22 protein-coding genes and 2 pseudogenes are annotated in these 24744 nt (G+C 43.9%); 3 read left to right on the forward strand and 21 right to left on the reverse strand.

Features of this window, described 5'->3' with window-relative positions:
* Positions 1-144: 144 nt before the first annotated feature.
* The 4 genes from AB4Z30_RS02945 to AB4Z30_RS02960 all read right to left on the reverse strand — a co-directional run bounded on the left by AB4Z30_RS02945 (position 145) and on the right by AB4Z30_RS02960 (position 5876).
* Entirely contained in the window at positions 145-1611 is a 1467-nt protein-coding gene (locus AB4Z30_RS02945) for a glycoside hydrolase family 1 protein (protein WP_441923151.1), read from the reverse strand.
* A gap of 88 nt (positions 1612-1699) precedes the next feature.
* The gene (locus AB4Z30_RS02950; RefSeq protein ID WP_441923153.1) at positions 1700-3697 is read right to left on the reverse strand and encodes a beta-glucoside-specific PTS transporter subunit IIABC; all 1998 of its coding nucleotides are present in this window, start codon (positions 3695-3697) and stop codon (positions 1700-1702) included.
* A gap of 155 nt (positions 3698-3852) precedes the next feature.
* On the reverse strand, positions 3853-4701 hold the full coding sequence (licT, locus tag AB4Z30_RS02955) for a BglG family transcription antiterminator LicT (RefSeq protein WP_441923155.1): 849 nt from the start codon (positions 4699-4701) through the stop codon (positions 3853-3855).
* 236 nt (positions 4702-4937) lie between these two features.
* Positions 4938-5876 carry an ArsR/SmtB family transcription factor gene (locus AB4Z30_RS02960; RefSeq protein WP_441923157.1) on the reverse strand — a complete coding sequence of 313 codons (939 nt, stop codon included), beginning with the start codon at positions 5874-5876 and terminating at the stop codon, positions 4938-4940.
* A 314-nt stretch (positions 5877-6190) separates the two neighbouring features.
* On the opposite strand from AB4Z30_RS02960, the gene arfA reads away from it, so the two are divergent.
* Complete coding sequence (gene arfA, locus AB4Z30_RS02965; RefSeq protein ID WP_441923159.1) at positions 6191-7699, forward strand: arabinosylfuranosidase ArfA; 1509 nt, start codon at positions 6191-6193, stop codon at positions 7697-7699.
* Between the two features lie 1199 nt (positions 7700-8898).
* On the opposite strand, the gene AB4Z30_RS02970 is transcribed toward arfA, so the two are convergent.
* The 11 genes and pseudogenes from AB4Z30_RS02970 to AB4Z30_RS03020 form a co-directional block, all read right to left on the reverse strand.
* Positions 8899-9483, reverse strand: a complete 585-nt coding sequence (locus AB4Z30_RS02970; RefSeq protein ID WP_441923161.1) for a hypothetical protein — start codon at positions 9481-9483, stop codon at positions 8899-8901.
* A 132-nt stretch (positions 9484-9615) separates the two neighbouring features.
* Positions 9616-10353 carry a GAP family protein gene (locus tag AB4Z30_RS02975; protein WP_441923163.1) on the reverse strand — a complete coding sequence of 246 codons (738 nt, stop codon included), beginning with the start codon at positions 10351-10353 and terminating at the stop codon, positions 9616-9618.
* A gap of 86 nt (positions 10354-10439) precedes the next feature.
* Positions 10440-10919: a hypothetical protein gene (locus AB4Z30_RS02980; protein WP_441923165.1), complete on the reverse strand. Its 480-nt coding sequence runs from the start codon at positions 10917-10919 to the stop codon at positions 10440-10442.
* On the reverse strand, positions 10906-11697 hold the full coding sequence (locus AB4Z30_RS02985) for a MerR family transcriptional regulator (RefSeq protein ID WP_441923167.1): 792 nt from the start codon (positions 11695-11697) through the stop codon (positions 10906-10908). The genes AB4Z30_RS02980 and AB4Z30_RS02985 overlap by 14 nt, the downstream gene beginning before the upstream one ends.
* Before the next feature lie 328 nt (positions 11698-12025).
* Positions 12026-12211, reverse strand: a pseudogene (locus tag AB4Z30_RS02990) (SufD family Fe-S cluster assembly protein); the annotation flags it as partial.
* Positions 12194-12325 (reverse strand): annotated as a pseudogene (locus tag AB4Z30_RS02995) (NifU family protein); the annotation flags it as partial. The pseudogenes AB4Z30_RS02990 and AB4Z30_RS02995, both read right to left, overlap by 18 nt.
* 163 nt (positions 12326-12488) lie before the next feature.
* Entirely contained in the window at positions 12489-12974 is a 486-nt protein-coding gene (locus AB4Z30_RS03000) for a hypothetical protein (protein ID WP_441923169.1), read from the reverse strand.
* A 15-nt stretch (positions 12975-12989) separates the two neighbouring features.
* Complete coding sequence (locus AB4Z30_RS03005) at positions 12990-13565, reverse strand: nitroreductase family protein (protein ID WP_441923171.1); 576 nt, start codon at positions 13563-13565, stop codon at positions 12990-12992.
* 5 nt (positions 13566-13570) lie between these two features.
* Positions 13571-14068, reverse strand: coding sequence for a MarR family transcriptional regulator (locus AB4Z30_RS03010; protein WP_426332780.1), 498 nt, complete (start codon positions 14066-14068; stop codon positions 13571-13573).
* A 475-nt stretch (positions 14069-14543) separates the two neighbouring features.
* Positions 14544-14912, reverse strand: coding sequence for a hypothetical protein (locus tag AB4Z30_RS03015; protein WP_441923173.1), 369 nt, complete (start codon positions 14910-14912; stop codon positions 14544-14546).
* Positions 14913-14952: 40 nt separating this feature from the next.
* On the reverse strand, positions 14953-15189 hold the full coding sequence (locus AB4Z30_RS03020) for a hypothetical protein (RefSeq protein ID WP_441923175.1): 237 nt from the start codon (positions 15187-15189) through the stop codon (positions 14953-14955).
* Positions 15190-15369: 180 nt separating this feature from the next.
* Between AB4Z30_RS03020 and AB4Z30_RS03025 the strand changes: the two genes are divergently transcribed.
* Both AB4Z30_RS03025 and AB4Z30_RS03030 read left to right on the forward strand, forming a co-directional pair.
* Complete coding sequence (locus tag AB4Z30_RS03025) at positions 15370-16029, forward strand: TetR/AcrR family transcriptional regulator (protein ID WP_441923177.1); 660 nt, start codon at positions 15370-15372, stop codon at positions 16027-16029.
* A 25-nt stretch (positions 16030-16054) separates the two neighbouring features.
* The gene (locus AB4Z30_RS03030; RefSeq protein ID WP_441923179.1) at positions 16055-17194 is read left to right on the forward strand and encodes an alpha/beta hydrolase; all 1140 of its coding nucleotides are present in this window, start codon (positions 16055-16057) and stop codon (positions 17192-17194) included.
* Positions 17195-17317: 123 nt separating this feature from the next.
* On the opposite strand, the gene AB4Z30_RS03035 is transcribed toward AB4Z30_RS03030, so the two are convergent.
* The 6 genes from AB4Z30_RS03035 to cydD all read right to left on the reverse strand — a co-directional run bounded on the left by AB4Z30_RS03035 (position 17318) and on the right by cydD (position 24721).
* Positions 17318-18361: an alpha/beta hydrolase family protein gene (locus tag AB4Z30_RS03035; protein WP_441923181.1), complete on the reverse strand. Its 1044-nt coding sequence runs from the start codon at positions 18359-18361 to the stop codon at positions 17318-17320.
* Position 18362: 1 nt separating this feature from the next.
* The gene (locus tag AB4Z30_RS03040; RefSeq protein ID WP_441923183.1) at positions 18363-19055 is read right to left on the reverse strand and encodes a GNAT family N-acetyltransferase; all 693 of its coding nucleotides are present in this window, start codon (positions 19053-19055) and stop codon (positions 18363-18365) included.
* Positions 19055-19861: a helix-turn-helix domain-containing protein gene (locus tag AB4Z30_RS03045; RefSeq protein ID WP_441923185.1), complete on the reverse strand. Its 807-nt coding sequence runs from the start codon at positions 19859-19861 to the stop codon at positions 19055-19057. Before AB4Z30_RS03045 ends, AB4Z30_RS03040 begins: the two co-directional genes overlap by 1 nt.
* Positions 19862-20057: 196 nt before the next feature.
* On the reverse strand, positions 20058-20864 hold the full coding sequence (locus AB4Z30_RS03050; RefSeq protein WP_441923187.1) for a CPBP family intramembrane glutamic endopeptidase: 807 nt from the start codon (positions 20862-20864) through the stop codon (positions 20058-20060).
* A gap of 348 nt (positions 20865-21212) precedes the next feature.
* Positions 21213-22964 carry a thiol reductant ABC exporter subunit CydC gene (cydC, locus tag AB4Z30_RS03055; RefSeq protein ID WP_441923189.1) on the reverse strand — a complete coding sequence of 584 codons (1752 nt, stop codon included), beginning with the start codon at positions 22962-22964 and terminating at the stop codon, positions 21213-21215.
* Positions 22961-24721 (reverse strand): thiol reductant ABC exporter subunit CydD, encoded by a 1761-nt coding sequence (gene cydD, locus AB4Z30_RS03060; RefSeq protein WP_441924169.1) that lies wholly within the window; start codon positions 24719-24721, stop codon positions 22961-22963. The genes cydC and cydD overlap by 4 nt, the downstream gene beginning before the upstream one ends.
* Positions 24722-24744: the final 23 nt, after the last annotated feature.

Below are 24744 nucleotides of genomic sequence, written 5' to 3' on the forward strand. Positions count from 1 at the left end.
CATGATTACGCTTCATATGCAGATAACAAAAAAGGAGCGGCCTGTTTTGGGCCCTCCTTCTTTTGCTTTGAAATGACAACATCTAAATGAATTCATATCTATCCGTTTAATAGGTTAAGGGTATAAATTCCGGATTCCGTATGTTTAAAGAATATCACCATTAGACTCAATGACTTGTTTGTACCAGTAGAAAGAGTCTTTGCGTGTTCTATCCAGCGAACCATGACCCGCGTTGTCTTGATCAACATAGATAAAGCCATAACGTTTCCCCATCTCCGACGTAGAGCAGCTGATGATATCAATCGGTCCCCAACTTGTGAAGCCCATCAGTTCTACACCGTCAGCTACCGCCTCTTTCATCTGCTCGATGTGGCTTCGCAGGTAATCAATACGATAAGGATCATGTACAGATCCGTCCTCTTCGAGCTTGTCCGTAGCGCCGAGCCCGTTCTCTACGATAAAGAGAGGCATACGATAACGATCATACAACCGGTTCAGCGCGATTCGAAGACCGATTGGATCGATTGGCCATCCCCATTCAGTGGCTTTCAGATGCGGGTTTTTGATCTGACTTACCAGCATACCCGAGTTGCTGTTGTCGTTTGGATCGTATTTTCCGATATACGTCATATAATAACTGAATGCAATAAAGTCGACCGTGTTGTCGCGGATAATCGCATCATCTTCAGGTTCTTTCACCAGTTCAATGCCTTGCTCTTTAAAATATCTTTGCATGTAGGACGGGTACTCGCCACGCGCCTGTACTTCCGGATAAAACAGGTTCATCTGATCTTCCTTCATGGTTTGCAGAGCATCTTCCGGTTTGCTGGATGCGGCGTATGTCTCAAGACGGCAGATCATACAGCCTATTTGGGCATTAGGCATTTTCTCTTTACCACTTTTTACAGCCAGCGCACTTGCTACAAACTGATGGTGTGTTGCTTGATAGGCTACCTGTTCCGGTGTGCCTTTGATTTTATCTTCCAAAATGCCTCCACCCGTGTACAAGCTGGTCAGCATCATATTCATCTCATTAAACGTGATCCAGTATTTCACTTTATCTTTGTAACGGTCAAACAATGTGTTGGCAAATTTCAAATACAGATCAATCATCTCACGGCTTTCCCAGCCATTGTATTTGCGGGTTAACTCAATCGGCATTTCATAGTGAGAGATCGTAACTAGTGGCTCAATGCCATATTTCAGCAGTTCGTCGAACACTTTATCATAGAAAGCAAGCCCTGCTTCGTTCGGAACGCTTTCTTCTCCTGTTGGGAAGATTCGCGGCCAAGCAATGGAAAGGCGGAATACTTTGAAGCCCATCTCCGCAAACAAAGCGATATCTTCTTTGTAGCGGTGGTAGAAATCTACTCCATTACGTTTCGGGAAATACACATCCGTGTTACCACTCAAATATTGTTCCAGTTCTACGGAGTTTACGTCAAAGGTGAAATCTTTACCATTTCGCTCTTCATGGGGAACATAAGGTGCCATGTCAGATGTGGAAAGTCCTTTGCCGTCTGCGTCAAATGCGCCTTCCAGCTGATTGGCTGCGGTAGCTCCGCCCCATAGGAATCCCTTGGGGAATGTGTGTTTTGTTGTTTGTGTCATGATGGTTTCTCTCCTTTTTTTGTGTAAATATAACGTTAAATTTTAAAACTCGGTTAAAATAGAAAACATTCATTCGTTTTAATAAGCTTTAACGAACGGTGAGCAGCAGCAATTCATTCATTGGAATCACCCCCTTCACCTGAACAGGGACTACATCAAGATAATCTGGCGTGTTGGCGACAATGACCGGTGTGATCAGATCTATACCTGCAGCTTGAATGCTCTCGATATCAAACTCCAACAGTAAATCTCCCTTGTTCACTCGTTGTCCGATAACAATCTTCTCTTCAAAAAATTTGCCTTTCAGGGACACCGTGTTAAGTCCAACATGAATGAGAATTTCGATTCCGCTGGAGGAAGTCAGCATAATGGCATGTTTGCTTTTGGCAATCATTGTGACCGTTCCGTCAAAAGGTGCAGTTACACGCCCCTCTTTTGGATAAATAGCAATGCCTTTTCCCGTCATTTCTTCTGCAAACGTAGGATCAGGTAATTCTTTGAGTAAGACCAGATCACCAGTGAGCGGACTGAATATTTCCCCTTTCTTTTCCTCAATCGAATGAACGATTACAGGAGGCGGTGTAGGTTCTGGATTAGACCCATCTGTTGTTCCTGAAGGTTTTGCTGATTCCGATGCTGTTGTTGGAGGTATTGTTGTCTTTGCTTCTGTTAACTCAGCCGCGCTTCCCTGCTCGGAGGAACTTGGCACAGCAGCTTGCTGCGTAATCGGTTCATCCCATTTAAGCAATAAGGTCACTGTAAAGGAAACGACAAAGCTGATGCCTACACCGATGAGCGCATACCAGAAGTTAGCCATACCACCATTTGGCCCAATATATAAAGGGAGTGACAACAGGCCCGGCACAGCAAAACCGAAACATTTTAACCCTACTGCTGTAATAAATCCACCGCCAGCTGCTCCTCCGATGATGGAAGCATAGAACGGCTTTTTGAGCTTCAACGTTACACCGTAGATTGCAGGTTCTGTGATGCCCAGAAAAGCAGATATACCGCTGGATAAAGCAATGGATTTCATTGATTTGTTTTTGGTTTTGAGGAATACTGCCATTACGGCGCCAGCTTGACTCATATTAGCTACAAGGTTAAGCGGCAGTAACAGCACGTCGTAACCGAGCTTGCTCAAATTCTGTAATGTTCCCGGGAAAAACGCATAATGCATACCCGTCATAACGATCACGGGCATAAGGCCGCCCAGCACGATTCCTGTTAATGGGCCCGAGTGAGCAAAGAGCCAGGATGTACCGATCTCCAGATAGATGCCGATGTAATTACCAAGCGGCCCGATGGCGATTAACAGAATCGGAACCGTAATAACCAGCACGATCATTGATGTGAAAATCACTTTAACCGGACCAGGAATGAAACGATCCACCCAGCGATGTACATAACTCAGTAGCCACACTCCGAGGATAATCGGAATGACAGATTGGGTGTAATTCACGATCGACACGGGCAGTGACAGAAAGCGAATCGGTTCCAGATGATTTTCCAAATATGCATTCAAAATGGTCGGGTATAATAGTGTGCCTGCAAGGGTCAAAGCGATATATTCATTGACTTTAAACTTGCGTGCAGACGATACCGCAAGCAGAAAAGGCAAGAAATAAAAAGCCGCATTGGCGATGGATGCCAAAATCTGATATTCACCACTCGTCTCCTGAATTGCTCCCAAAGTCACAAGTAATGCGAGAATCCCCTTAAGCATCCCGGTGCCTACAATTGCTGGCAGAATCGGGGTGAAAATACCCGAGATTGTGTCCAGTACTGCATTAATGCCTCTTGAACGTGGCGGTTCTGCTTCTGTCTGCGCTGCACCACCTTGTTTCAACTGATCCTCCAACTCTTCGTAGACGGCAGCAACTTTGTTGCCAATCACAACCTGGAACTGATCGTTTTGGAATTGTGCCCCAAGGACACCATCCAGTGTACGAATCTGTTCAAGTTGCACCTTCTTTTCTTCACGCACATTAAAACGTAATCGAGTGATACAATGCCAGGCTTGTGTAATATTTGCCTGCCCTCCTGTTAAACGGATGATTTCTTTGGACAACTCCCGGTGGTTCATGGTGCTTCCTCCTTTTTTGGCGAAAAAAAAACCAAATGTAAACCCGCTCCGCTTCAATAGCGGAATCGGAAACATTTGGTGGTGCCTGATCGAATCAGTAACACTCCATATTCAATTAACATGGTGATGGTATATCCTCTAAAAGCTGTTTGAGGTCAACCCGTGTCGGTACGGGATGTTACTCTTTCGATGTGGATCATAAGGTACACCATCTCATCGGGAGTAATTACAAATCCGCGTTGCTGTTCCATCGTCTCCTTGATTTTCAGTGCACATTGGAAGCTGTCTGGATAACGTTCCGACAATACATCATATAAAAACTGCTGATTCTTGAATGAGAGCACTTCCCGGTTCATTTGCCGAACGATGAAGTATCTCAGATGAGTGATAAACCTGGAAAAATCAGCAGACTCCTGATTCAGCGCTCTTCCAAAATGATCGGTCATGATCCCAAGAATGTCATTGATCATCTGTGTAATCTTGATCGTCTGATTCATGCTACCCGAATCAAATTGTGAATTCACAAAATGAAGAGCAATCGAGCTGGCTTCACCTGTAGGCAATGCGACCAGAAAAGCTTCATTGATCTTGTATACCGCCAACTCACCAGCACGGTATTCTGCAGGATACAGATGGCGAATATCCCAGTGCAGCGGATTTTGCATGTCCACACCTTTTTTGAAACGATCCAGAGCAAAATGAATATGATCGGCAAGCGTTAATAGGATAGAATCATTCAGCTTTTTCCCGATGATCTCCCTACCTTCTTCTATAATCTGATCCGTGATATCGATGACTTGCAGAGGGATATCGCTAAGAAATTGCTCGACTCGCTGATATTTATCGTTCGAACCGATCCGGAACGTTTTCTGAATCTGGCTTTGCTCGATCGGCTGTCCCTTTACTTTTTTGAAGCCTACACCCGTTCCAATGACAATGACTTCACAGCCTTCGGCATCCTCTGCTAGGGCGATATTGTTGTTTAACGACTTCTTGAACCTCATGATGTTTTCACCCCCATATATGCAAAAAGCACCACCATGGCCAGGTACACAAGAAAAATAAACTTGTGAGATCCAGACTGTGGTGGTGCCTGATCGAATCAGTGACACTCCTTATTTAGCTGTATTCTATAACAGCCATGTAATCGTTGTCAATACCATAACGCTGGAATGATGATATGTTTCGTTTAAGTCAGTTGCTGCACTGTCTTATATAAATTGACAACAAAAGCCACTTTTTATACATTCGGAGTTTTGTTTTCCTTGGCCTCATCATAATAGTATCGAATTAAAATGTCTTGATCGTAGTTGCCAAAACCTTTTCCAAACAGCGTAAGCCCCCCTCGGTCTGCTGCACCTTCTTCCGGCTTCAATCCAAACGTCCAATAAGTAGCTGTTTGCAGTTTCAGGTCCGAGATGGAAACGTCAGAGATACGCTGACCATCGATAAACGTACCTTCATCGTTGATGCGAAGCACCTTCAGCACGCCATACTGATTAACATCTAACTTCCACCACAATGGCGTATGTTTACCTTTCCGATCTCCGAAGTCACCTGGGCTTGTCCATGTACCGAGATCATTGCCGTTAAGCGTAAAACGGATATCGGATGGCCAGTTTTCATTGACCTTGGGCGCTTCCGAACTAAGTTCGAGTGAGATCTCAATCTCCCGAAGATACTGATCATTATGCAGATAATTGGGAATCTTATATTCGAGAAAACCTCGTGCCATCCAAAGAATTGCCGCGTTAACGCGATCGGGGTCCATGAAACAGGCAGGTGTGTCGTATTGTCCGATCATCTGAGTTGTCGTTGCGAGCCCGCAGGTCGGCCATGCTTCATAATCTGTATAATGCCCAACCGGGATGGATACTTCATGATAAGAAGCGTCAGCTGGCTCGGGTGGCGACAGTTGAATGGTCATGAACTCCTGTACGATAAAACAATATTTATAGGTCCCGCCATTCTCCCGTTTCATTCGGCTGCCTACAATGCCTGCCTTTTGCAATTTGCTGACATGGGTGCTCACAATGGCTTTGCTCAAATAAAGCTCATGAGCGAGAGCGTTAATATGCATTTCTCTGTTTTGAAGCAACAGCCGCACAATATTTAAACGGGCTTCACTGGCTAACGCTTCGTAGACAAGCAGCGAAGATGCATCTGTTCCAAGCATCATAGAATCCACTTCCTTTTGTATAGTCTGCTTATATATTGGGTATCTCATTTGTGATCCAGCTTTTGTTCTGTGGGTTAATTCAATCTTGTGTATATAGATATAGATTTAGAATTCGTTATTTAGCGAACTGTGAAAAATGAACTTGCTCTGTATATTCGCATTATGATACATATTAGATAACAAATCAATGTGTTGATTTTGGTTATATACGAATTCAATATTGATTAGCGACAACATACGACATGACAAACGATGATATGGTATCACAAATTCATTCACATGCACTATAAATTAATCTTATGGAGGTTTTCACTATGCTTAAATCCAAAATGCTGATCGATAAGGATTTTCAGATTGCTGAAGTAGACCCGCGTGTTTACGGTTCATTTATTGAACATCTGGGACGTGCCGTGTATGGCGGTATCTATGATCCAGGTCATCCAACCGCAGATGCACAAGGCTTCCGTCAAGATGCGATTGAAGCGATTAGAGCGCTGAATGTGCCCATCGTTCGTTATCCGGGCGGCAATTTCGTATCCGGTTACAACTGGGAAGATGGCGTGGGTCCAGTAGCTGACCGTAAACGTAGACTTGAGTTGGCATGGTGGACGATTGAAACGAATGCGGTAGGTACGAACGAATTTGCAGATTGGGCCAAGCTGGCAGGTACGGATGTGATGATGGCTGTTAACTTGGGAACCCGTGGTATCGATGCAGCCCGAAATCTGGTTGAATACTGCAACCACCCATCCGGCACATACTGGAGTGACCTGCGTATCTCTCACGGTTACAAAGACCCGCACAAATTCAAAACATGGTGCCTGGGTAATGAAATGGACGGTCCTTGGCAGATTGGTGCGATGACTGCGTATGAATATGGACGAATTGCCAATGAAACAGCTAAAGCGATGAAATGGGTTGATCCGGAGATCGAACTCGTTGCATGCGGCAGCTCTAGCCGTGACATGAAGACATTTGCAGATTGGGAAGCAACCGTGCTCGATCTTACCTATGAAAATGTAGACTACTTGTCTCTACATCAGTATTACAATAACAACAAAGACAACACGTATGACTTCCTAGCAACCTCACTGGATCTGGATCAATTTATTGATAGTGTGGCTTCGATCTGTGATTTTGTACAAGCGAAGAAACGTAGCAAAAAGAAATTGATGCTCTCCTTGGACGAATGGAATGTCTGGAAATCCATTGGTACAAGCCGTATGGAAGAACGCTGGCAGATTGCTCCTCCAGAGTTCGAAGATGTGTACACGCATGAAGATGCGCTGGCAGTAGGCTGTTACCTGATCACCATTCTTAAACATGCTGACCGTGTAAAAATGGCTTGCCTTGCGCAGTTGATTAACACGATCGCACCAATCATGACGGAAAATAACGGCGCTATCTGGTTACAAACGACGTATTTCCCGTTCCTGCACGCTTCCAACTTCGGACGTGGTACAGTTCTGCGGTCCATCACATCTTCACCGAAATATGATTCCAAAGACTTCACGGATGTACCTTATCTGGAATCAATTAGTGTGCATGATGAAGAAAATGGCACAATTACAATCTTTGCGGTGAACAGACACCTTGACGAGTCAATGGAACTGAATGTTGATCTTCGTTCCTTTGGGGAAACAACATTTGTGGAACACATTGTGCTGGAGAGCAATGATCTGAAAGCAAGCAACACCAAAGAAAACCCACGTAACGTATTGCCTCACAATGGCGGACACACAACCGTGGATCAAGGTAAAGTACAAGCTGTACTGAACAAAGCGTCATGGAACGTGATCCGTTTGAAAACAAAACAAGCGTAATCGCGCAAGATCAAAAAGCCCAGAGCATACCTGCTTCTGGGCTTTAACATTAGTATTAGCTTTTGAGGAAGCAGCACTTGTAGCATTAGAGGGTGAACGTTTCGTCCACTATATTTCCCCTTCTTTATGTGGAACTAACTAACCCCAATACAGCACTAACCAACTAGGCTGTGTCCCAAAACGCTAGAGGAATTCAATTTAGGAATCCAATTGTGATTGATTTTGTTCCAAGCCAGGAAGGTTCACCGTAGGCGTGCCGGAGTACGTCAGGTGAAAGTGACACAGTGGGGACAAAAAGGCGATAAAAGAAGCACTTCAGTGGGTTTAAGACACACACATTATGTAGCTTAGGTATGTAGGCTAAATTCTAACGATCTCAGCGGAGCTTATTTGGCTCCTTTAAGGTCATTTTTTATTCTAACGATCACAGGAGACGCTATTTTGGACAATTTGGGTGTTTTTAAGACAAAATCACGTCTTTTCAACAAAATAAGGTCTCTCAGGATCGTTAGAAGGTTAAAAGCTCAATATCTACCCAAATAAGCTTCCTGGTGATCGTTAGCGCTTTTTACTGAAAAACTCCCCTTGGCATGAAGTACGGAGAGCAGCTTGCTTTGACTTAAAGGAATCTATCCTACATGTTACCTTACATTCGACTTTTAAAGTTAATCTAACAGGCTTTGAGAATCATTTCTTCACCCTAAAGAAATCGAACTTGATTACATAATCAAATAGAGACGTTATTGCAATCGCTCCAAGCGGTAACAATAAATATACCCAGCGGGGATTATTGAGAGCTTCACCTGGCGGGGAATCAGTCAAAAAAATAAATAAAACAATGCAATATATTATAGCCACTACAATACCTGTTATGTTTCTATTTTTCATTGCTGTTTCCACCCCTTGATCATAAAAATGATTACATATTGTATTTCACCTTAAAATATCATAACACATAATTGGAATAATTTTTCTCTAATACTTAATAATGCTCCCTCCACCCGAAAAGTCTGAATTTACTGAAGCTAGTCCCCCCATTGAGTTTTTATCATATTCCGAAAAAAACTTAAATGATAAAAAAGCCGCTATAATAGCGACTTAGGAGTGCTTACCAGGCGCTTACTTAACTTTTCTCCTGCTCACACATCAACATGTTCTTGGCACTATACTTGTTTACTTTTTTACTCTTTTTACTCTTGTTACCCCCGTTGGGTTTCCGCTTCAGCCTCATCCTCATTTGCTTGAGCTTGGCTTGCGGGTGACATCAAACCTTGCACAGCACCCATAAACGGCTGGATTTGTTTAATCATGCCGTAGCCCATTTTCACGACAGGCACAAATCGCTGAATCATGCCGAACAAACGCATACCGCCTCCAAGCATACCTCCAAACGACCCTGCCCCGCCAAAGCCACCTAACAAGGAGCCCATCATCGRCATAAGGGATGACACCTGTGCTTGACGCGACGATCTACGGGAAGTTATTCGAGAATGTGCGGATGACTTGCGGGAATGATTGATTATTTTTCGGCTCGGGGAGGATGCTCTTTTATTTACTTTGGTTGATTTAGATTTCATTTTACGAGAATTACTCCGTGCAGCACCTGTTGTTTTTCCTGTGGTTGTTGAAGTTTGCGATAATTTCCCGCCTACGCTCAGTTCTACGCCCTCGTTACTCACGTCAGAGATGTACCCGATGTACGTCTCACCATTATGAAGAGTCACGCAAACCGGACGATCCTTGAATCGTTTTGCCTTGACGTGTATTTCATTGGTCTTAGCCATGGAATTCACCTCACTCGAATTGATCTACTTCAGTCTACGCGTTGGGTGGACGACTTGCCTGTGCGAATAGCACATCCGCGTGCCGAAAGTATGAAGATGCGGATGCTGTCAACACGGTTCGTACCACATTTCTCACTGAAACCAGCCTAAATCATAAACTGCATTAACCGTCAGCAAAAAACCAACGATACCTATAATCCAGGCAGTAGCATTCTGTGCATTGTTCACCAGCCACCTATCCATTTTAGCTAAAGGTTGTTTTAAAACAGGGTAAGCGAGCAATCTCCCTACCAGTAAAATGAGCGAAGGTAATATCATAACGAAGCAATATCCCAGTAACAGAATCCCCGACATAGGCCAGGCGGGTCCTTCACTAACTAACACGCCTATGGCTGCTAGATAGGGCAGCATTGTTCCAAGTTCCAGTACGACCGCGGTCAGTGCAAGTCCAATAAGTATAGTAATCGAACTTCTGCTGGAAACCGTTTCTCCCGTAACACGCGCCCTCCATTTTAAAATATAACCTTCCCCACTCGCTGCACGTTCCGCAGCACGAGCACGAGATTTCTTGGTATCCATGAGCTGGCTAATGATCATTAACAATATGCCTATCAACAATTGTCCTAACAGGAATGGTTTAGATGCCATTAGAGGTGCGTAGTTGTTCAGAAATGCATCCGTTCCAAACATAATAATGAGGCCAATTGCAAAGTAACAACCGGACACTGTGAATAAATAGATCAAAAACCGATCTACTCGAACACGCCCGGGTGTCATCAGTAACCAGACAGGAATCAAGAGAGTGCCCAAACTCGTTGAATCTATTAGTGCCAGCAGGACAAGGGTAGATAGTATTGCTGTTAACGTCATTATGTGCCTCACTCTCTGTTATGATTTTAACCACTTGCTGGAACAAAATGTAGAACATAGAACAGGACCTCCACCTACGAGTGAATTTATCCTGGCCCCAGCTGGAACTTCTTCTCACAGACAGCCTTCGCATCGCTTCCTCGGGACTTATGAGAAGCAACTAATTCCCCATCATACCAAATGGAACAGCTTACCCAGCTTGCACTGTCATCTGCTTTTACCCTAACATGAGTTGAGAGCAGAGGGATAAATGTATCTTTTGGAATAATAAATTTATCTTTGTATGGAACTTCAATCGTATCCCAATATACACTCTCCGGATTTTTCCGAGCATTGATCTCTACTTCCAGATCAGATGCCGAATTAACATCACTTTCAACAAGCACCTCAACGACGATTCCATCCGAGTCATTCGCTGTATTTTGTTTTGACTCCTCACGATCCAGTTCATTCACAGGATCTTCTGCTCTCATTCCACAAGCTGAGAATATGATGAGCAGACCGGAGAGCAGTAACAGAAGCCACATATTTTTACTTTGTGTCCTGTTTTGTTTAATCTCCTCCATTAGCAATGTCCTCTCTTTGTTTTAGAAAAAAGCGGATCATCTCATCAACGTAGGACATGAATTCTTCATCCATGCCCATGACTACAGGCTCAGACGCATCTCTTGGATTGATAAGCTCCCAATACTTATCGAGTAGTTTTTCATCATGATCAAACAGCTCTAACGCTGTTTTATACAATTGCCTCGCAACGAGTTGAACCTCTGCGGAATAGGGAGATGAAGGCATCAGGGATCGTACACGTTGAAAAATAGTTAAAAGTTCCTCCATTCGCGGATCGTTACTCCCAAGAATAGGCAGATGATTAAGTATATCCATTTCTCTAGATGTTAACTGTAAATCATCGCTGAATTCGGGACGAATCATCCCTTCAGAGAGCGGCCGATCTTCCATTTGGGAAATAATCTTCAATAAACTTTCGAGATCGCTCATTTCTCCAAATTTCAGCGTATGGAGGGTTGATCTGAGATAATATTGCTTCCGGCTTAATTCTTCTTTTTTCTGTTCAATCAGCTCTATTTGTTCGTTTAAAGAGGCCGCCCAGTTTTCATGTTCTCCCTTATTTCTTTGGTTCTGAAATAGTTCTTTAATTTGTGCTAATGTATAGCCGATGGACTTCAACAAAAGAATTTTTTGCAGGCGAAGGATAGCACTTTCATCATAGTATCGATACCCATTTTCCGTAATAAGTGTTGGTTGTAACAGTTCGATCTGTTCATAATAATGAAGTGTTCTTTTGCTGATATTTGTTTTTTTCGCTAATTCTCCGATTAGGATCATGCTTACCTCCCCTTTCCTGAAAACATTATAAACAATAACGTATACGTTAGGGTAAAGTCCTAAAATTTCGACGGATAACTATTGCCTAATAAAACGACAAAAAGACGATGCTGACATTGTCCTCGCTGTCTGTCAATTGGACACATCTGTCTTCCGTAGCTTACTCGGTACAAGAACTTGTACCGATAAAACAAAAAAGCCGCTATAATAGCGACTTCAACGGGTACATGTTCTTTTCCTCCAACAGTTTCTCCTCCCCCATTGACGACGACTTGCTGGAGATGCTCTGGGTAATTGCTTGTCCCTTTAAAACCTGTCAAAGGCTTATTTAACCGATGCTGCCTTCCATCTGGAATTTGATCAATCTGTTCATCTCTACCGCGTATTCCATCGGTAATTCTTTTGTGAACGGCTCTATAAAGCCCATGATAATCATTTGAGTTGCTTCGGCTTCGGTCAATCCGCGGCTCATCAAGTAAAAGAGTTGATCCTCGGATACTTTATTAAGTCTAGCAATGCCGTCCTTGACATCTATCAATTCTGCATCTCCACCATCACGTTGTAAGAAAGGGCGAAGTTTATATAGAACCTCCGATACCTCGTTAAACAATCTTTCTTTATCTTTCAATTCATTCCTCTCTGTTGTCCGTGGTTCTATCTCATCAGCTATATCCTGATCAAATTAGTGACCTCTATAGGAATATGTTCTTGTCCGTCGATATAGTCGAAAAAAGTAAATAGGCCGTTTTTGCTCTTGCTGTACAAAGCATTTATCAGGAAAACTCTCCATCCTAGAGAAGTTCAACATGAAGCTCATCCTCTGGTAACTCAGTATTCTCTTTCGGCTGACTTGCACCATATCCCAATTCTAGAACCGCAGCAATGCGCTCGTTACTCAGTACACCAAACATTTCAGTACGGCTCGGGTCGTACATCCAGTCATGCAAGGTACAGCGTACACCTAGACCCTGCTCATGAGCCAGAAAACGGAAATTTTGAATTAGGCAACAGACAGCTGCAAAGTCTTCTTCCCGCTTATGTTGATCCGCCTCTTCCTTCATTAAAACCAGAAGGTACGCAGGGGCCTGCTCCTGCAATCCCTGCATGATGTCCCCATACCGGTTATCAGCAAATATAAATCGCCACGGCTCTCGCAGCTCATCATTTGGCGCCCATACGGCATGATTGAGCAATTCAAGAATTAGCTCCTGTGATACCGGTCGATCCAAAAACTCACTTGGAGTGTGCATGTCTCCTTCCAGATCTGACAATTTCATTTTTACATCCTCCTCTTAGGTAGACTGTCCTCGCAAGACGGTCCACTTCTGCTCGGCTGGCGTTCTTTTCCGACTTTTTGGCGCTTTATCGTAATATCCTATATGAAGAATGCCAACAAATCTTTCATCCTCATGCAGGCCAATTCCTTTGAAAAAACCTTCATGTAGCATCATGGACTCGGTATCCCATAACATTCCTAACCCATGTTCCCAACCTATCAGTTGGAAGCTCTGCATCATTCCGCAGGCGGCCGCATAATTGCGGTCATTAGTCAGCCGATCCGGTCCTACTGTCGACATAACAATGACGTGCGCAGGAATATCGGTAAATCTCTTTTTGAAAATATCCAGAAGTTTCCCAGGAATCAGTTTAACGAACCTGCTTTGTGACATCTGCTCAAGCATGCAATCCACCAACCGTTTGCGCGCTTCTGGAGTTCCGGCATAGACCACACGCCACGAGCCAGTCTCAGCAAAAGGTTGAAGCCGACTAGCCTTGCGCAGTAATTTAACAACTAACTCCTGGTCCACCGGCGTAGAGTTATATTTACGAATGCTCCTGCGCGCCCTGATCAATTCCGCCAGACTCAAATGCTTCACTCTCCTTCGTTCGATCTGGATTCAATATTTATACTGCTGTCTTGAAGAAATTGATGGATTACTTTTAGCTCTGTCTCTGAATATTTGTCGAGAGTACGATAGAAGCGTTCAGTCTCTTGTACATGCAGACGTTCATGCAGTTCGAAGATCTTTTTGCCTTGCGGTGACAACCGGAAATAACTCTCCTTCTTGTTGTCATTCATTTTTGTGCGTTTGACGAATCCTTCCTCCAGCAGTTTGTTGCCAATTTTGGTGATGCTTGCTTTGGACAAATTCATCGCCTCGGCAATACCCGTGTTATTAATAGGTTCATGTTTGCCTATGCAATCAATCATATGAACCGCGGTCAAATGCTGAGGAATTTTCTCGATGCTTTCTCGCTGGGCAACACTTAGAAAATGCTCGATTTCTGTATCCTTGTGGTTCTCATATACATGTAAAAAACGGATAAACTGGTCATAAAGCAACTGTTTTGTTTGATCTTTTGAAGTCATCCTTTGATCTCTCCTTATTTACTTGTAAACAAAAATATCGTATTAATAGTGTGGCTTTTTAAAATTATTAATTAAATTTTGTTTACTTGTGAACAATATAACATGAATGATAACGATTATCAACTAAATTCTCTGACATTACACACACTTTACAATCCTGAACAGAGAGTTGCCTTAAATGAAATATCTTTTAACCTGCCCGCTAGTTAAACAAAATCAGCCGATCACGTCGATATGATCCTCCGTTCTTGTAGCCAAATCGACTTTTCTCCAAAGCACGGGATTCACATTTATCTGCATGATACAGCTAAATCTGTCGTTTTCTATTTCAGCAATCGGTATAAGTCCTTGGCTCGGAACAAGGACTTGTACCGATAAAATAAAAAAGCCGCTATAATAGCGACTTCAATGGGAACATGTTCTTGTCCCTCGACACTGTGATGTGAATTTTCTCTCTCCTTGAAAGCAGTTTCTATCATTGTGCCTGCTGTTCTTTAGTGTAATATCTTTCGTATTCTTTCGTCATCGCGTATCGATTAACTCCTCTACTAGCTTGTACGGCTTGCGAAGCCAACTCTTCGGCTTTCTTGTAATGATTCAGCTTACGCTCAATTTCGGCTAGAAGGGCCAATCTCATCCACTGTCTTTTAATGGAACTTAGATGCTCTCTGGCCCGTTCAGTCTCTTCTTCTTCGATCAGGACAAACGTTTCATAGTATGTACGATAATCCGATTTACGCATCTCACGTATCGCTGTTCTCACGGTATACAGATCCTTGCGGTAAGCGCCGTATGCTGCCTGATAGTTGGCTTTTGTCGACTTGCTAGCTGATGTATTGCTCATCAGCTTCTCTATCGTGAGCTCAACTTCTTCATCCAATCTGTTAGCTGTCGCATAATTCATATAAATGTATGGCGTACTTTGTTTTTTTCGTAAAAAAAGCTTCCAACCGCTCCATGCGCGTTTCCCAGGCCATCGGATAAAAAATAAAAACGCTAAACATAATGAGTGCAGCGACTAGCACGCTACCTAATACTAGGAAAATCGATTGGTCATTTAATAACATGACAAACACATAAATAAATACAGCAACATAAGAAGCAATTCCCCACTTACTCACTCCGGGCTCTCATTCCTTCCAAACAGAGTTCCCTTAAAAAGGGATGATGAATTTATATTATACCAGAAGTAAATTCACTTTCTAGGACAAAATCTTTAATTTGGATCTATACGATTTGACATGAGAACTAATTATAGATATAGTGTGAATCAGTTCACACTATATCTAAAGGAGTAATCTATGCCTAAAAATTCGTTCTTTCGTTTAGAGAAAGCTAGGCGTGAGGAAATATCTGATAGCGCTATGCATCTTTTTGTTGATCATCCATACGAGGATATATCGATGAAGATGGTTTTTAATCGTTTGTCTATGCATCCCGGAACATTTTATCGATATTTTGAAGACAAAGATGATCTTTATTGTCTCTTAATACGTAATGTGACCCAGAAAAGAGCTGCGTATTTTAATAACAATAATGAGGATTTCCTAAACCAGTTTTTCCTTACCAGCTTATTTGGAAACGTTACTGGCATGGTTACCGAGCCACTGAATGAGTTGGAAATCAAACTCACTGAAACATTTTTAAATATTCCAGAGAGCGTTTTACTTAAAGTGTATCTGAATGTGCTAAAGGGCCAATCATTTCCCTTGATCAAAGACATTTTACGCCGAATGAGGGTTGACGGTTATCTCCGACCTGATCTTGACGACGACTTGATTTCTTTTATGTTTGAGTCCATGCAGTTTAATTTAGTCATGTTTTTCAGAGAATTCGATATTAAGGATTCCGAGCTTCAGCTCAAGATTAGCAAGTACTTTACTGACTTTATGGGTCATGGACTGCTTGAAGATCATAAATATGCTGCAGTGGTTAGCGATTTCAAGAAAGCCAAGGAGTAGATATGAATTAGGGGGGAACAAGAAGATGAAAACGTATGACTCATTTCCAGAACCTATTGGCGGATATACGGTCGGTCGAACCCAGATGGACTTTGAGTATACAGCATCAGATGACTCAATAAGAGAACTGACGGCCTTTGTATACTATCCTTCCGACAGCTGCGAAGGTAAGTCGACTTCCACATACATGTTTCCCGAAGTTTACAAAATGTTTACTGAGCAGCCTCTTTTCACTGCATATCTTGAAGGGAAGGAATTTTTCTCTATAGATATCAAGACCCAGTGTTATGACAGCCTTGCTCTCTCCGGGAAACAAAAGCGCTATCCGGTTTTGTTCTATGTTTGTGGCGGTGGCGGTTCCCCAGAATGGGGTACCGTGATCTGCACAGACCTAGCAAGCATAGGATATGTTGTGGTAAGCATCGGTCATCCAAATAGCACGATGTATAAGCGAAAAGATGGGCGCCTGTTTAATGTATCTAAGGATTTTTCGGATGTCATTATGGCGTTTTCTGAAGATCCGGAGATGCTGGCGTTAGCTGGTAAAATGGAGATGAGGCCTGACGATGAAACGGCCATTGAGATGTGCCGTAATGTGCTTGCACTTCCGATCCTTGCCAAGTTAACAGCGTATAGTGAATTACAGGCAGAGGATATAAGATATGTGGCCGATTATCTTTGCGATCTGGACACTGGAGAGTTGAATTCCATCTTTAAGGACCGATTGTTGCTAGACATTGGCATGGGCATCGTCGGACATTCTTATGGAGGGCTTACGACGGCGATGGTTTGCCGGGACGACAACCGGTTCGCCTGTGGGATTGGCCTAGATAGTGGTGCATTCGGCCTTCTTGACAGCGACCTTGAAAAACCCTTCTTGCTCCTGTTTTGTGAACCAAACTATAACATGAATGCGATAATTGGTGCTAACAACAGCATGGAAACCTATTACTTCTCTGTTGACCGTGTTGCGCATTTAGATTACTGCGACATCGTGTTTACCCATGTTAATAAGGAACTTAGGGGCGAACGGGATGCCATGGAGATGCGAAATCTCGTTTCAGATTATACGAAGAACTTTTTTGATCAGTACATACTTCAGAAGGCAGCCAATTTGGAAAGTCTGGCATACGATGGCGTGGAATTGATCAAGAAGACCATATAAATTACACTGATTTATTTCAAATAAGGGGAATTCAGCCCAAAAAGAGCTTGTATCTAAGGCATACATGCTCTTTTCTGTTTATATTTTATTACATAACATAAGCTTTAATAATGGGATTTGGATTTAAAATCGCGCACCTACTTTCGTCAAAAACGCTTCAATCGCATCCATATACCCTTCCGTTGTTATGTTTCTTGGGGTAAATAGAAAACGCAGCCCCATCTTCCATTCTGAACCGGCAATTGATGTGGGTAACATAGAATGCTCGGTATTTTGAAACGTTTTGACATCAAGCAAATAAGAGGGATGGATCTCTTTACGATAGGTACGCTCCGTATCTTGAATATCCACATTAACGTCATCTTCTCCAAGCAGCAGCAACACCGGACTTTTGAAATGACGCAGACTTTCGGTAGCATCCGAACTATAGTTTTTGCTGACAAAGCTCCAGCGTTCGCGAGACATTGGTTCTTCGCCTTTTCGAATAAACTTGATATATTCCTCATAAGACCCATAAACTTTTAAAATATCTTTAATCTGATTATCGTGTTTCACCTGAGCTTCAATCTCCTGTTGCGTATGCCCGTCCTTTGCCATCTGACTCCGCGTATTATATTCCCCTTGCTTCAGCCAATTGATGGCTGGTGAGACCAGAATGCTGAATGCAAGCTGTTCCTTGCCTGCGAGCTTGGGAATGACCCAGCCTGCCTGACTTGCTCCCCATACACCAATCCGGGAAGCGTCAATCATCGGTTGTTGTTTAGCCCAAGCGATCGCCTGTTGTGCTTCAACGACACGATCATCAATACTCTGGTCCAGCCAGTTCCCCTCTGAACCTCCGATGCCACGTTTGTCCAGTGACAAGGATGCATATCCGAGTGAGGCAAGGCGTTCCCAGAGTGGTTTGTAACCTTCATTATGCGTTGCATCGATGGTGCCATCTCCGTGGATAAAGAGCACCAGGCCAAGCTTCTCTTCGCCTGTATCCTTTTTAGGCAGTGTGAAGATGCCTGTTAATTTCCCTTGTGGAGTATGAATCTCCACGGATTCTGAGGCCATGTTATAGTCCTGCTGTGCAACGATATATGCACCTGTACCCGCAAATAATACAATGATGACAAGAAGTGAAATCCAGATGTTCTTATGTTTAAGCTTGCTCTCTTTCATCTTAATTGTCTCCTTTGCGGGTCATGTAGTGCCATTGATGTTCACCAAGCAGCATGGCACTTAACAGACTGTTCGTGCTGCTTTGTTTGCGAAAATGATACCGTTCATACATCTGCATCGCTTTCTGGTTCTGACGAGCTACATGCAGACTGAGATAAGATAACGGTGCCGTTTGAAGCATGTATCGCTGTGCCGCTGCGAGTAACAGTCTGCCTACACCTTTACCTTGATGATGTGGGTGTACAACAATATCTTCGATATAACACTCTCCTGCTTCAGGCTCATGTTTGAGCAGATGTATGCCTGCCATGATATGAAGCAACTTCCAGCACCCGATGTGACTGCGCATGCTCCACCAATTGAGATGGGGATTATTAGACTTTCGGATAATCTCGCTCCCCTTCCATTTTAAAGCCATGGTGCCTACGAGCAAATCATTCTCTAGCGCTGCGAACCGCAGACTACCTGTCTGATGCGGACTGTAAAGTAACAAATGTTCAAAAACAAAAGCCATGTCCGTTGTAGACACAGAAAATAACTTCTGGAATTTGTGTCCGAATCCATATGCCATTAGTTGTGCTGCAGCCGAATACAGCTCAGAAGTTATAGGTTGAATTCGGACGGGATTCGTTTGATTAAGTCTGGTGTTCATGAGATTCGTCTCGCTGAGATGTGTGTTAAAAAAATGGCTCATTACTTTTCCGCCTCCGCGTTCGAAACATACGAGAGAAGCTCATAATGGAGCAGTTCTGGTGTGAATAGGGATAAGTATGATTTTTCCACCATGATCAACGGTCCTGAGCATAAGTACCTCATTTCTTCAGCATAAGCATAGAACTCCTGAATGCTTGTCGAGATTCGTTCTTCATTTTGTACAAAAAGTGTACATGAAAGGTATGAACCGGCACGCAATGTCAGAGTACTCTCCCCTCTCTCCTCTTGCGTATATAAGCCGACAATGCCTGAATCGTTGTACACATAATGAATATCTGCTTCGAACAGATTGGAGATGTTGCTTCGATGCTCGACTAACTTTTGAGCAGTCAGACTTTCTGCATCCTGCATCTCAAACCATAGAGACAATGGAACTTCGTCACGATGAATGATCGTATATGCACCTCCCTCCGTCTGGGCAGATTTTTGGGAAAAGGACTCTTTTTCCTCAAGCAACTTCTCAATAAAATGTTTGGTGTCCTGTAGCCTTCGGATCTCCGCCTCTGTATCTGTCAGCGCCTGACGAAAAATCGGAGTGATCTGCTCGGCAGTCAGATGGGACAGGCATTCTTGAATCACTTGCACAGACAAACCCATCTTACGTAGCAATAAAATATGAGCTAGACGGTACACTTCATCCATGCCATACATTCGGTATTGATTTTCACCGGTATATGCCGGGGTCAGCACCCCTTTTTCTTCAAAATATCGAATCTGATGTACGGATACTTGCATGAGCTTGGCTAGCTCGCTAATCGTAATTTCATCCTTCATACCATTCATCATGATCTCCACCTCTGTTGTTCTATCTGTTAACAGCATAAACCCTAGGTCAGACCTAAGGTCAAGACTAGTTTTCATTTCATTCTATATGAACCAATATGTATGTCCGAAAACATCACAAAGAAGAGCAAACCAGTTGGCGGTTCACCCCTCACATATGTATTTTGCAAAAATTCAAAAAAGTGCAGTGTGCGTTTTCTTATCTTTTGAACTTGATATTTCCTTTGTGATGCGCGCTAATCAACATAGGAATGGCGATCAGCAGACTGACGATGATAGGTACAATAGATGCCTCCAGTCCGAAGCTTCCCCCTGTCAACCAAGGCGATCCGGATAGCTGTACCTCAAAAAAGCCTTGTGTCGTTATGCCCGAAACCGGTATGCCCAGCATACCCTCCAGTGCATTCCACGCAAAATGGAGTCCCATGGCAAACCACAGATTACGCCGCCAGAGAAACCCTGCACCCAGCAAAATGCCTGCCTCAATGACAATAGCAATTGAACTCCAGAGCGTTGCTCCCGGATTAGGCAGATGAGCCAAACCGAAAAAAAGTGAAGTTACAGCCAAAGCGAACCAACTTCCAAGCCGCTTCTCCACCGCTTGCAGGAATAAGCCGCGAAAGATCAATTCCTCCACAATGGCCGCACCAATCGCCATAGCCAAAATAGAACCAACCGCGTTTGTCGCTGACCATGTGAAGCTGTATCCACCAAGCATCATGATGATCCCGACAGAAACACCAATTAAGATGAGACCAACCGCTGCGCCTAATATCAACTCATTTCCTGCTCGCTGAAGTTGTAATTCCTGCACTCTACGCCCTGCCATGAATTTCATGACAAGCCAGTAGATCGCAATAGAAACGATACCTCCTGCAAGTGCCATTATTATCGACAGGATGCCTTGTGAATTAACAAATAGCTTTTGGGTCATGAAGCCGGGTAGACCCAGAAGAATAACACCTGTTAACATCCATACGAGCGGAAACCGTATTATTTTTTTCATCTCAATCGAACCTCCTCACATGATTGGACTAGGGCGTGTATGAAATACTCTGAAGAAAGTAAATTTTACTGAATTTTCATTCCAAGCCAGAAATTTTTCTTCAGGCTTGCCGTGGCACGTCAATGGAAAGTGACGCAGCAGGGAGCGAAAAGGCGGTAAAAGCTGTACTTCATTAGGTTTCTAGACACGTCCAAGTTACCTATAGTATATATGTATGACTTTCAAGCAGCGGTTAACCATGGAGTGCCAAATTCACATTGATTTTGGAGCATTATAAACTTCTGAGCCTTTTTAAAACATGTAGAGCTCAACGAAAAAAGCCGCTATAAGCGGCTTTGCATCACAGAGCTAGGCTCCTTGTTCTCCAATCATTTGCAATTCAATTTGTTTCATCTCATAAAAATAATCCTTACGCTCCATCAACTCCTTGAACGAACCCGTTTCGACAATCTGCCCTTGATCCATGACAATAATCTGATCCATATGTTCAAGACCGGTCAGCCGGTGACAGATCAACAGCACAGTATCACCTGATGCCTGTGCTAACAGATGCTGTAATACGCGTGCTYCTGTGACATAATCCAGCGAAGAGGTCGGTTCGTCGAGCAACCATAACCTTCCCTTACGCAACATGGCGCGGGCTAACGCCAGCCGCTGCTTCTCGCCATCGGACAGATTTTCTCCTTTTTCGTACACGAAATCGTTTAAGGACAGATTAAACAATTGAACTTGATGTAATATTTCCAACAACTGTTCATCTGAGTGCTGTTCTCCGCTAAGCAACAGGTTGTCCCTAATCGTTCCCCGAAAAAAGTGGCTTTGTTGTAAGACGACATGAGTATGCTGCCAGATGCCTGTTTCATTCAGTTCATTTATCGAGACATCATTGAATTGCACATTGCCAGAAGTCGGAGTTCGTAACTTTAGAATTATATCCAGAACGGTTGATTTTCCCGATCCGCTTGGGCCGACGATTGCCGTTTTGGAGCCAGATGCAAAATGAAGGGTTATGTCATTCAATGCAGGTCTCCATTCCCCATCATATTGAAAAGAAACATTGCTCAAACGGATGGAAACTGCTTCACCATTTACATCGAGAGTCAACAGGTCTTGTAGTCCTTGCGCCTGCTCATCACGCCCATTGCTTGACTGCACAGGTACAGTCTCAGCTAATCGTTTTGCTGCATGTTCGCTGTCTTGTTTATAAGAAGGTAACACAGCCATTGCTGCCGATTCTTCGAACATCGTTTGTGTCGCCAGGATAAGCATAGCGAGGAATACACCAGCAAAGACGCCGTCTGCTATAAGAAGAGCGCTCAGTGCAAGCACACCCCATGTGACCAAATAGGTGACAAAAATATGCATGGATTGTCCGCGAAGTAATTGTGTAGCTGCACTCTCCTGCTTGGCTGCAAGTTCAACCGAATCCTGCCGAAGCTGTTGCTCGCGCTGTGGCAATTGTCCATAGACTTTCAGTTCACGAAAACCATACAACACTTCGGTTACATCCGTAGACAGCCTCGCCCGTTGCTGCCGTACATGTTCATTGATTTTACGCTGACTTATTAAGACGAGGTTTGGAACAATAAACGCTGTAAACAGCATGCCAATAACGAGTAAACAGGCAATCCAGAATGAAAAGACGGCTGTAAACAGAACCGTGCTCAGAAACACCATCACAACCATGATCGGCGGATAAGCCACACGCAGAAAATAATGTTGCAAACTTTCCACATCACCCACAATCCTCGCAAGCAGATCACCACTGCGGTTTTTGTTTAAAATTCCCGGTGTAACCGGAACAAGCTTGGCAAAAAACGAAGTTCGTAAACGGCTGAGGATGGAGAACGTCGCCCGGTGGGAAGCCAGTCGCTCTCCATAGCGGCTGGCCGCACGCAGGAATCCAAGTAGCTTGACCATCGATGTGAGTACAATCAACGTGTACAGCGGCGGGGCAAATACCGTTTGCGAGATCAGATACCCGCTGGCGGAAAAAAGAGCTACACCTGCTGTACCCGCAATGAATCCACATAAAATGGACAGCAATATGTCTTTGCGTTCCTGCATCATGGCCTTGGACAGTACCGTTAATTCTTTCATGCGATCCCTCCGGTTCTCTGAATTTGTACCATCTCGGCATATGCAGGCACACGCTCCAGCAGCTCCTGGTGAGTTCCCGAATCTGAAAGTACACCACCCGACATAAACCAAATCTGATCAGCTTGCTGAATCGTATATAATCGGTGAGCTACTGTAATCATCGTTGCCTGTTGCGACAGGGCTGTTATCGAACGCTGCAGAATCTGTTCCGTGCGCAGGTCGAGCCCAACGGTCGGTTCATCAAACAAAATCATCGAAGGCCGTTTCAGAAAAGCGCGAGCGAGCGCTAATCTTTGCTTTTCCCCGCCAGATAGGCCCCGTCCACCTTCTCCAACAGGAGTGTCCAACCCTTGTTCCAACTCAGCCATAAGTTCAGCAAGTCCTGCGCGTTCAGCGGCATTTTCAATGTCGGCACGGGATACATCGATACCAGCACCAAGCGCTATATTTTCAGCCAATGTGCCTGCAAATATATAAGGATGCTGTGTAATATAGCTGACCTGTTTGAACCACTCTGCCTCGTGCACCTGCGAAAGCGGCCTTCCGTTAACACAAACCTCTCCCGATGTGGGTTGTAATAACCCCGAGATCAGATTAAGCAACGTTGTTTTTCCCGAGCCACTTTGACCAACAATGGCGAGCTTTTCTCCTGGTTTTATCGATACATATCCCGTTTTAAGTGCAAATGAGCCAGGGGCGTAGTGAAAACGTACATTTTTCAGTTCAATGAATGACGGTGTTACGAACTCAGATGACGACGGACCCGTAGGAAAATGTGGATGTGACAGCTGCTCCACCCCTTCTTCGGACGAGGAATGGGTATTCGATTGATCGCTCTCTTCAAGCATCTCCTCAACCTTTTGAATGGCACCCATACTGGTGCGTCCGCTGTGAAAGGCGGTTCCTGTATTTTTTAACAAGCTGTAGAATTCCGGAACAAGCAGCAGCAATAGAAAAGCGGTATGAAAGGTCATTGATTTGAACACAAGCAGCTGAATAGCAAGCTCTAGCGCGACGATACCGATACTTAGCATCACGATGGCTTCCAGCATGAAGGTATTTGTAAATGCGATCTTCAAGATACTCATCGTTGTATCCCGATAACTGAGACTGCTTCGTTCAATCTCCTGTTGCTGACGGTTAGCCTGTCCGAATATTTTCAACGTAACCAGCCCTTGAAGCGAGTCCAGAAACGTGCCTGAAAACTCGGCCAGCTGTGCGTATTTTTCTTCGGATTTATTTTTCGTCTGCAAGCCGACCAGAATCATGAACAGCGGGATAAAAGGTGCAGTACACAATAGGATCCAGCCTGTGTTGGCATGTAGCGTGAAGGCAACAACCAGAATCACAATCGGAATGATCGATGCTTCCATCATTCTTGGCATGTACTGACTGAAGTAGCTATCCGCTTCATCAACGGCGTCCAGTGCAATACTCACCTTTCCTCCTGTCTGTCCTTGCAGAGACGAGAACATGGAGGCTTGAGTTAGATTCTGCAACACCTTGGAACGCATCTCTGTTTTGGCACGCGCAGCCATATGCAAACCAACTTTCCCGTTTGCATAAGTGAACAGCGTGCGTAGAGCCATAACAGTTAGCAATGTACCAAGAAGCAGCATGATCGATGAAAACGACGCCTTTTCCACAAAAATACGTTGCACAGCTTCGGCCATAAACACAGCCTGACATATAATCGCTGCACCAAGGGCAAGTGAAAAGGCCATAAGGAGAAGTCTGCTTTTCCGAAGTAAAGACATCTGCTGTTGAATCAGAATCGATT

It is taken from the genome of Paenibacillus sp. 2TAF8 (assembly GCF_052114825.1).
Taxonomy (GTDB): domain Bacteria; phylum Bacillota; class Bacilli; order Paenibacillales; family Paenibacillaceae; genus Paenibacillus.

Excerpts from the sequence above, each read along its gene's own strand:
- AB4Z30_RS02945 (WP_441923151.1), bottom strand. The coding sequence starts at position 1,611 with ATGACACAAACAACAAAACACACATTCCCCAAGGGATTCCTATGGGGC.
- AB4Z30_RS02950 (WP_441923153.1), bottom strand. The coding sequence starts at position 3,697 with ATGAACCACCGGGAGTTGTCCAAAGAAATCATCCGTTTAACAGGAGGG.
- licT (WP_441923155.1), bottom strand. The coding sequence starts at position 4,701 with ATGAGGTTCAAGAAGTCGTTAAACAACAATATCGCCCTAGCAGAGGAT.
- AB4Z30_RS02960 (WP_441923157.1), bottom strand. The coding sequence starts at position 5,876 with ATGATGCTTGGAACAGATGCATCTTCGCTGCTTGTCTACGAAGCGTTA.
- arfA (WP_441923159.1), top strand. The coding sequence starts at position 6,191 with ATGCTTAAATCCAAAATGCTGATCGATAAGGATTTTCAGATTGCTGAA.
- AB4Z30_RS02975 (WP_441923163.1), bottom strand. The coding sequence starts at position 10,353 with ATGACGTTAACAGCAATACTATCTACCCTTGTCCTGCTGGCACTAATA.
- AB4Z30_RS02980 (WP_441923165.1), bottom strand. The coding sequence starts at position 10,919 with ATGGAGGAGATTAAACAAAACAGGACACAAAGTAAAAATATGTGGCTT.
- AB4Z30_RS02985 (WP_441923167.1), bottom strand. The coding sequence starts at position 11,697 with ATGATCCTAATCGGAGAATTAGCGAAAAAAACAAATATCAGCAAAAGA.
- AB4Z30_RS03000 (WP_441923169.1), bottom strand. The coding sequence starts at position 12,974 with ATGAAATTGTCAGATCTGGAAGGAGACATGCACACTCCAAGTGAGTTT.
- AB4Z30_RS03010 (WP_426332780.1), bottom strand. The coding sequence starts at position 14,068 with ATGACTTCAAAAGATCAAACAAAACAGTTGCTTTATGACCAGTTTATC.
- AB4Z30_RS03015 (WP_441923173.1), bottom strand. The coding sequence starts at position 14,912 with ATGAGCAATACATCAGCTAGCAAGTCGACAAAAGCCAACTATCAGGCA.
- AB4Z30_RS03025 (WP_441923177.1), top strand. The coding sequence starts at position 15,370 with ATGCCTAAAAATTCGTTCTTTCGTTTAGAGAAAGCTAGGCGTGAGGAA.
- AB4Z30_RS03030 (WP_441923179.1), top strand. The coding sequence starts at position 16,055 with ATGAAAACGTATGACTCATTTCCAGAACCTATTGGCGGATATACGGTC.
- AB4Z30_RS03035 (WP_441923181.1), bottom strand. The coding sequence starts at position 18,361 with ATGAAAGAGAGCAAGCTTAAACATAAGAACATCTGGATTTCACTTCTT.
- AB4Z30_RS03040 (WP_441923183.1), bottom strand. The coding sequence starts at position 19,055 with ATGAGCCATTTTTTTAACACACATCTCAGCGAGACGAATCTCATGAAC.
- AB4Z30_RS03045 (WP_441923185.1), bottom strand. The coding sequence starts at position 19,861 with ATGATGAATGGTATGAAGGATGAAATTACGATTAGCGAGCTAGCCAAG.
- AB4Z30_RS03050 (WP_441923187.1), bottom strand. The coding sequence starts at position 20,864 with ATGAAAAAAATAATACGGTTTCCGCTCGTATGGATGTTAACAGGTGTT.
- cydD (WP_441924169.1), bottom strand. The coding sequence starts at position 24,721 with ATGTCTTTACTTCGGAAAAGCAGACTTCTCCTTATGGCCTTTTCACTT.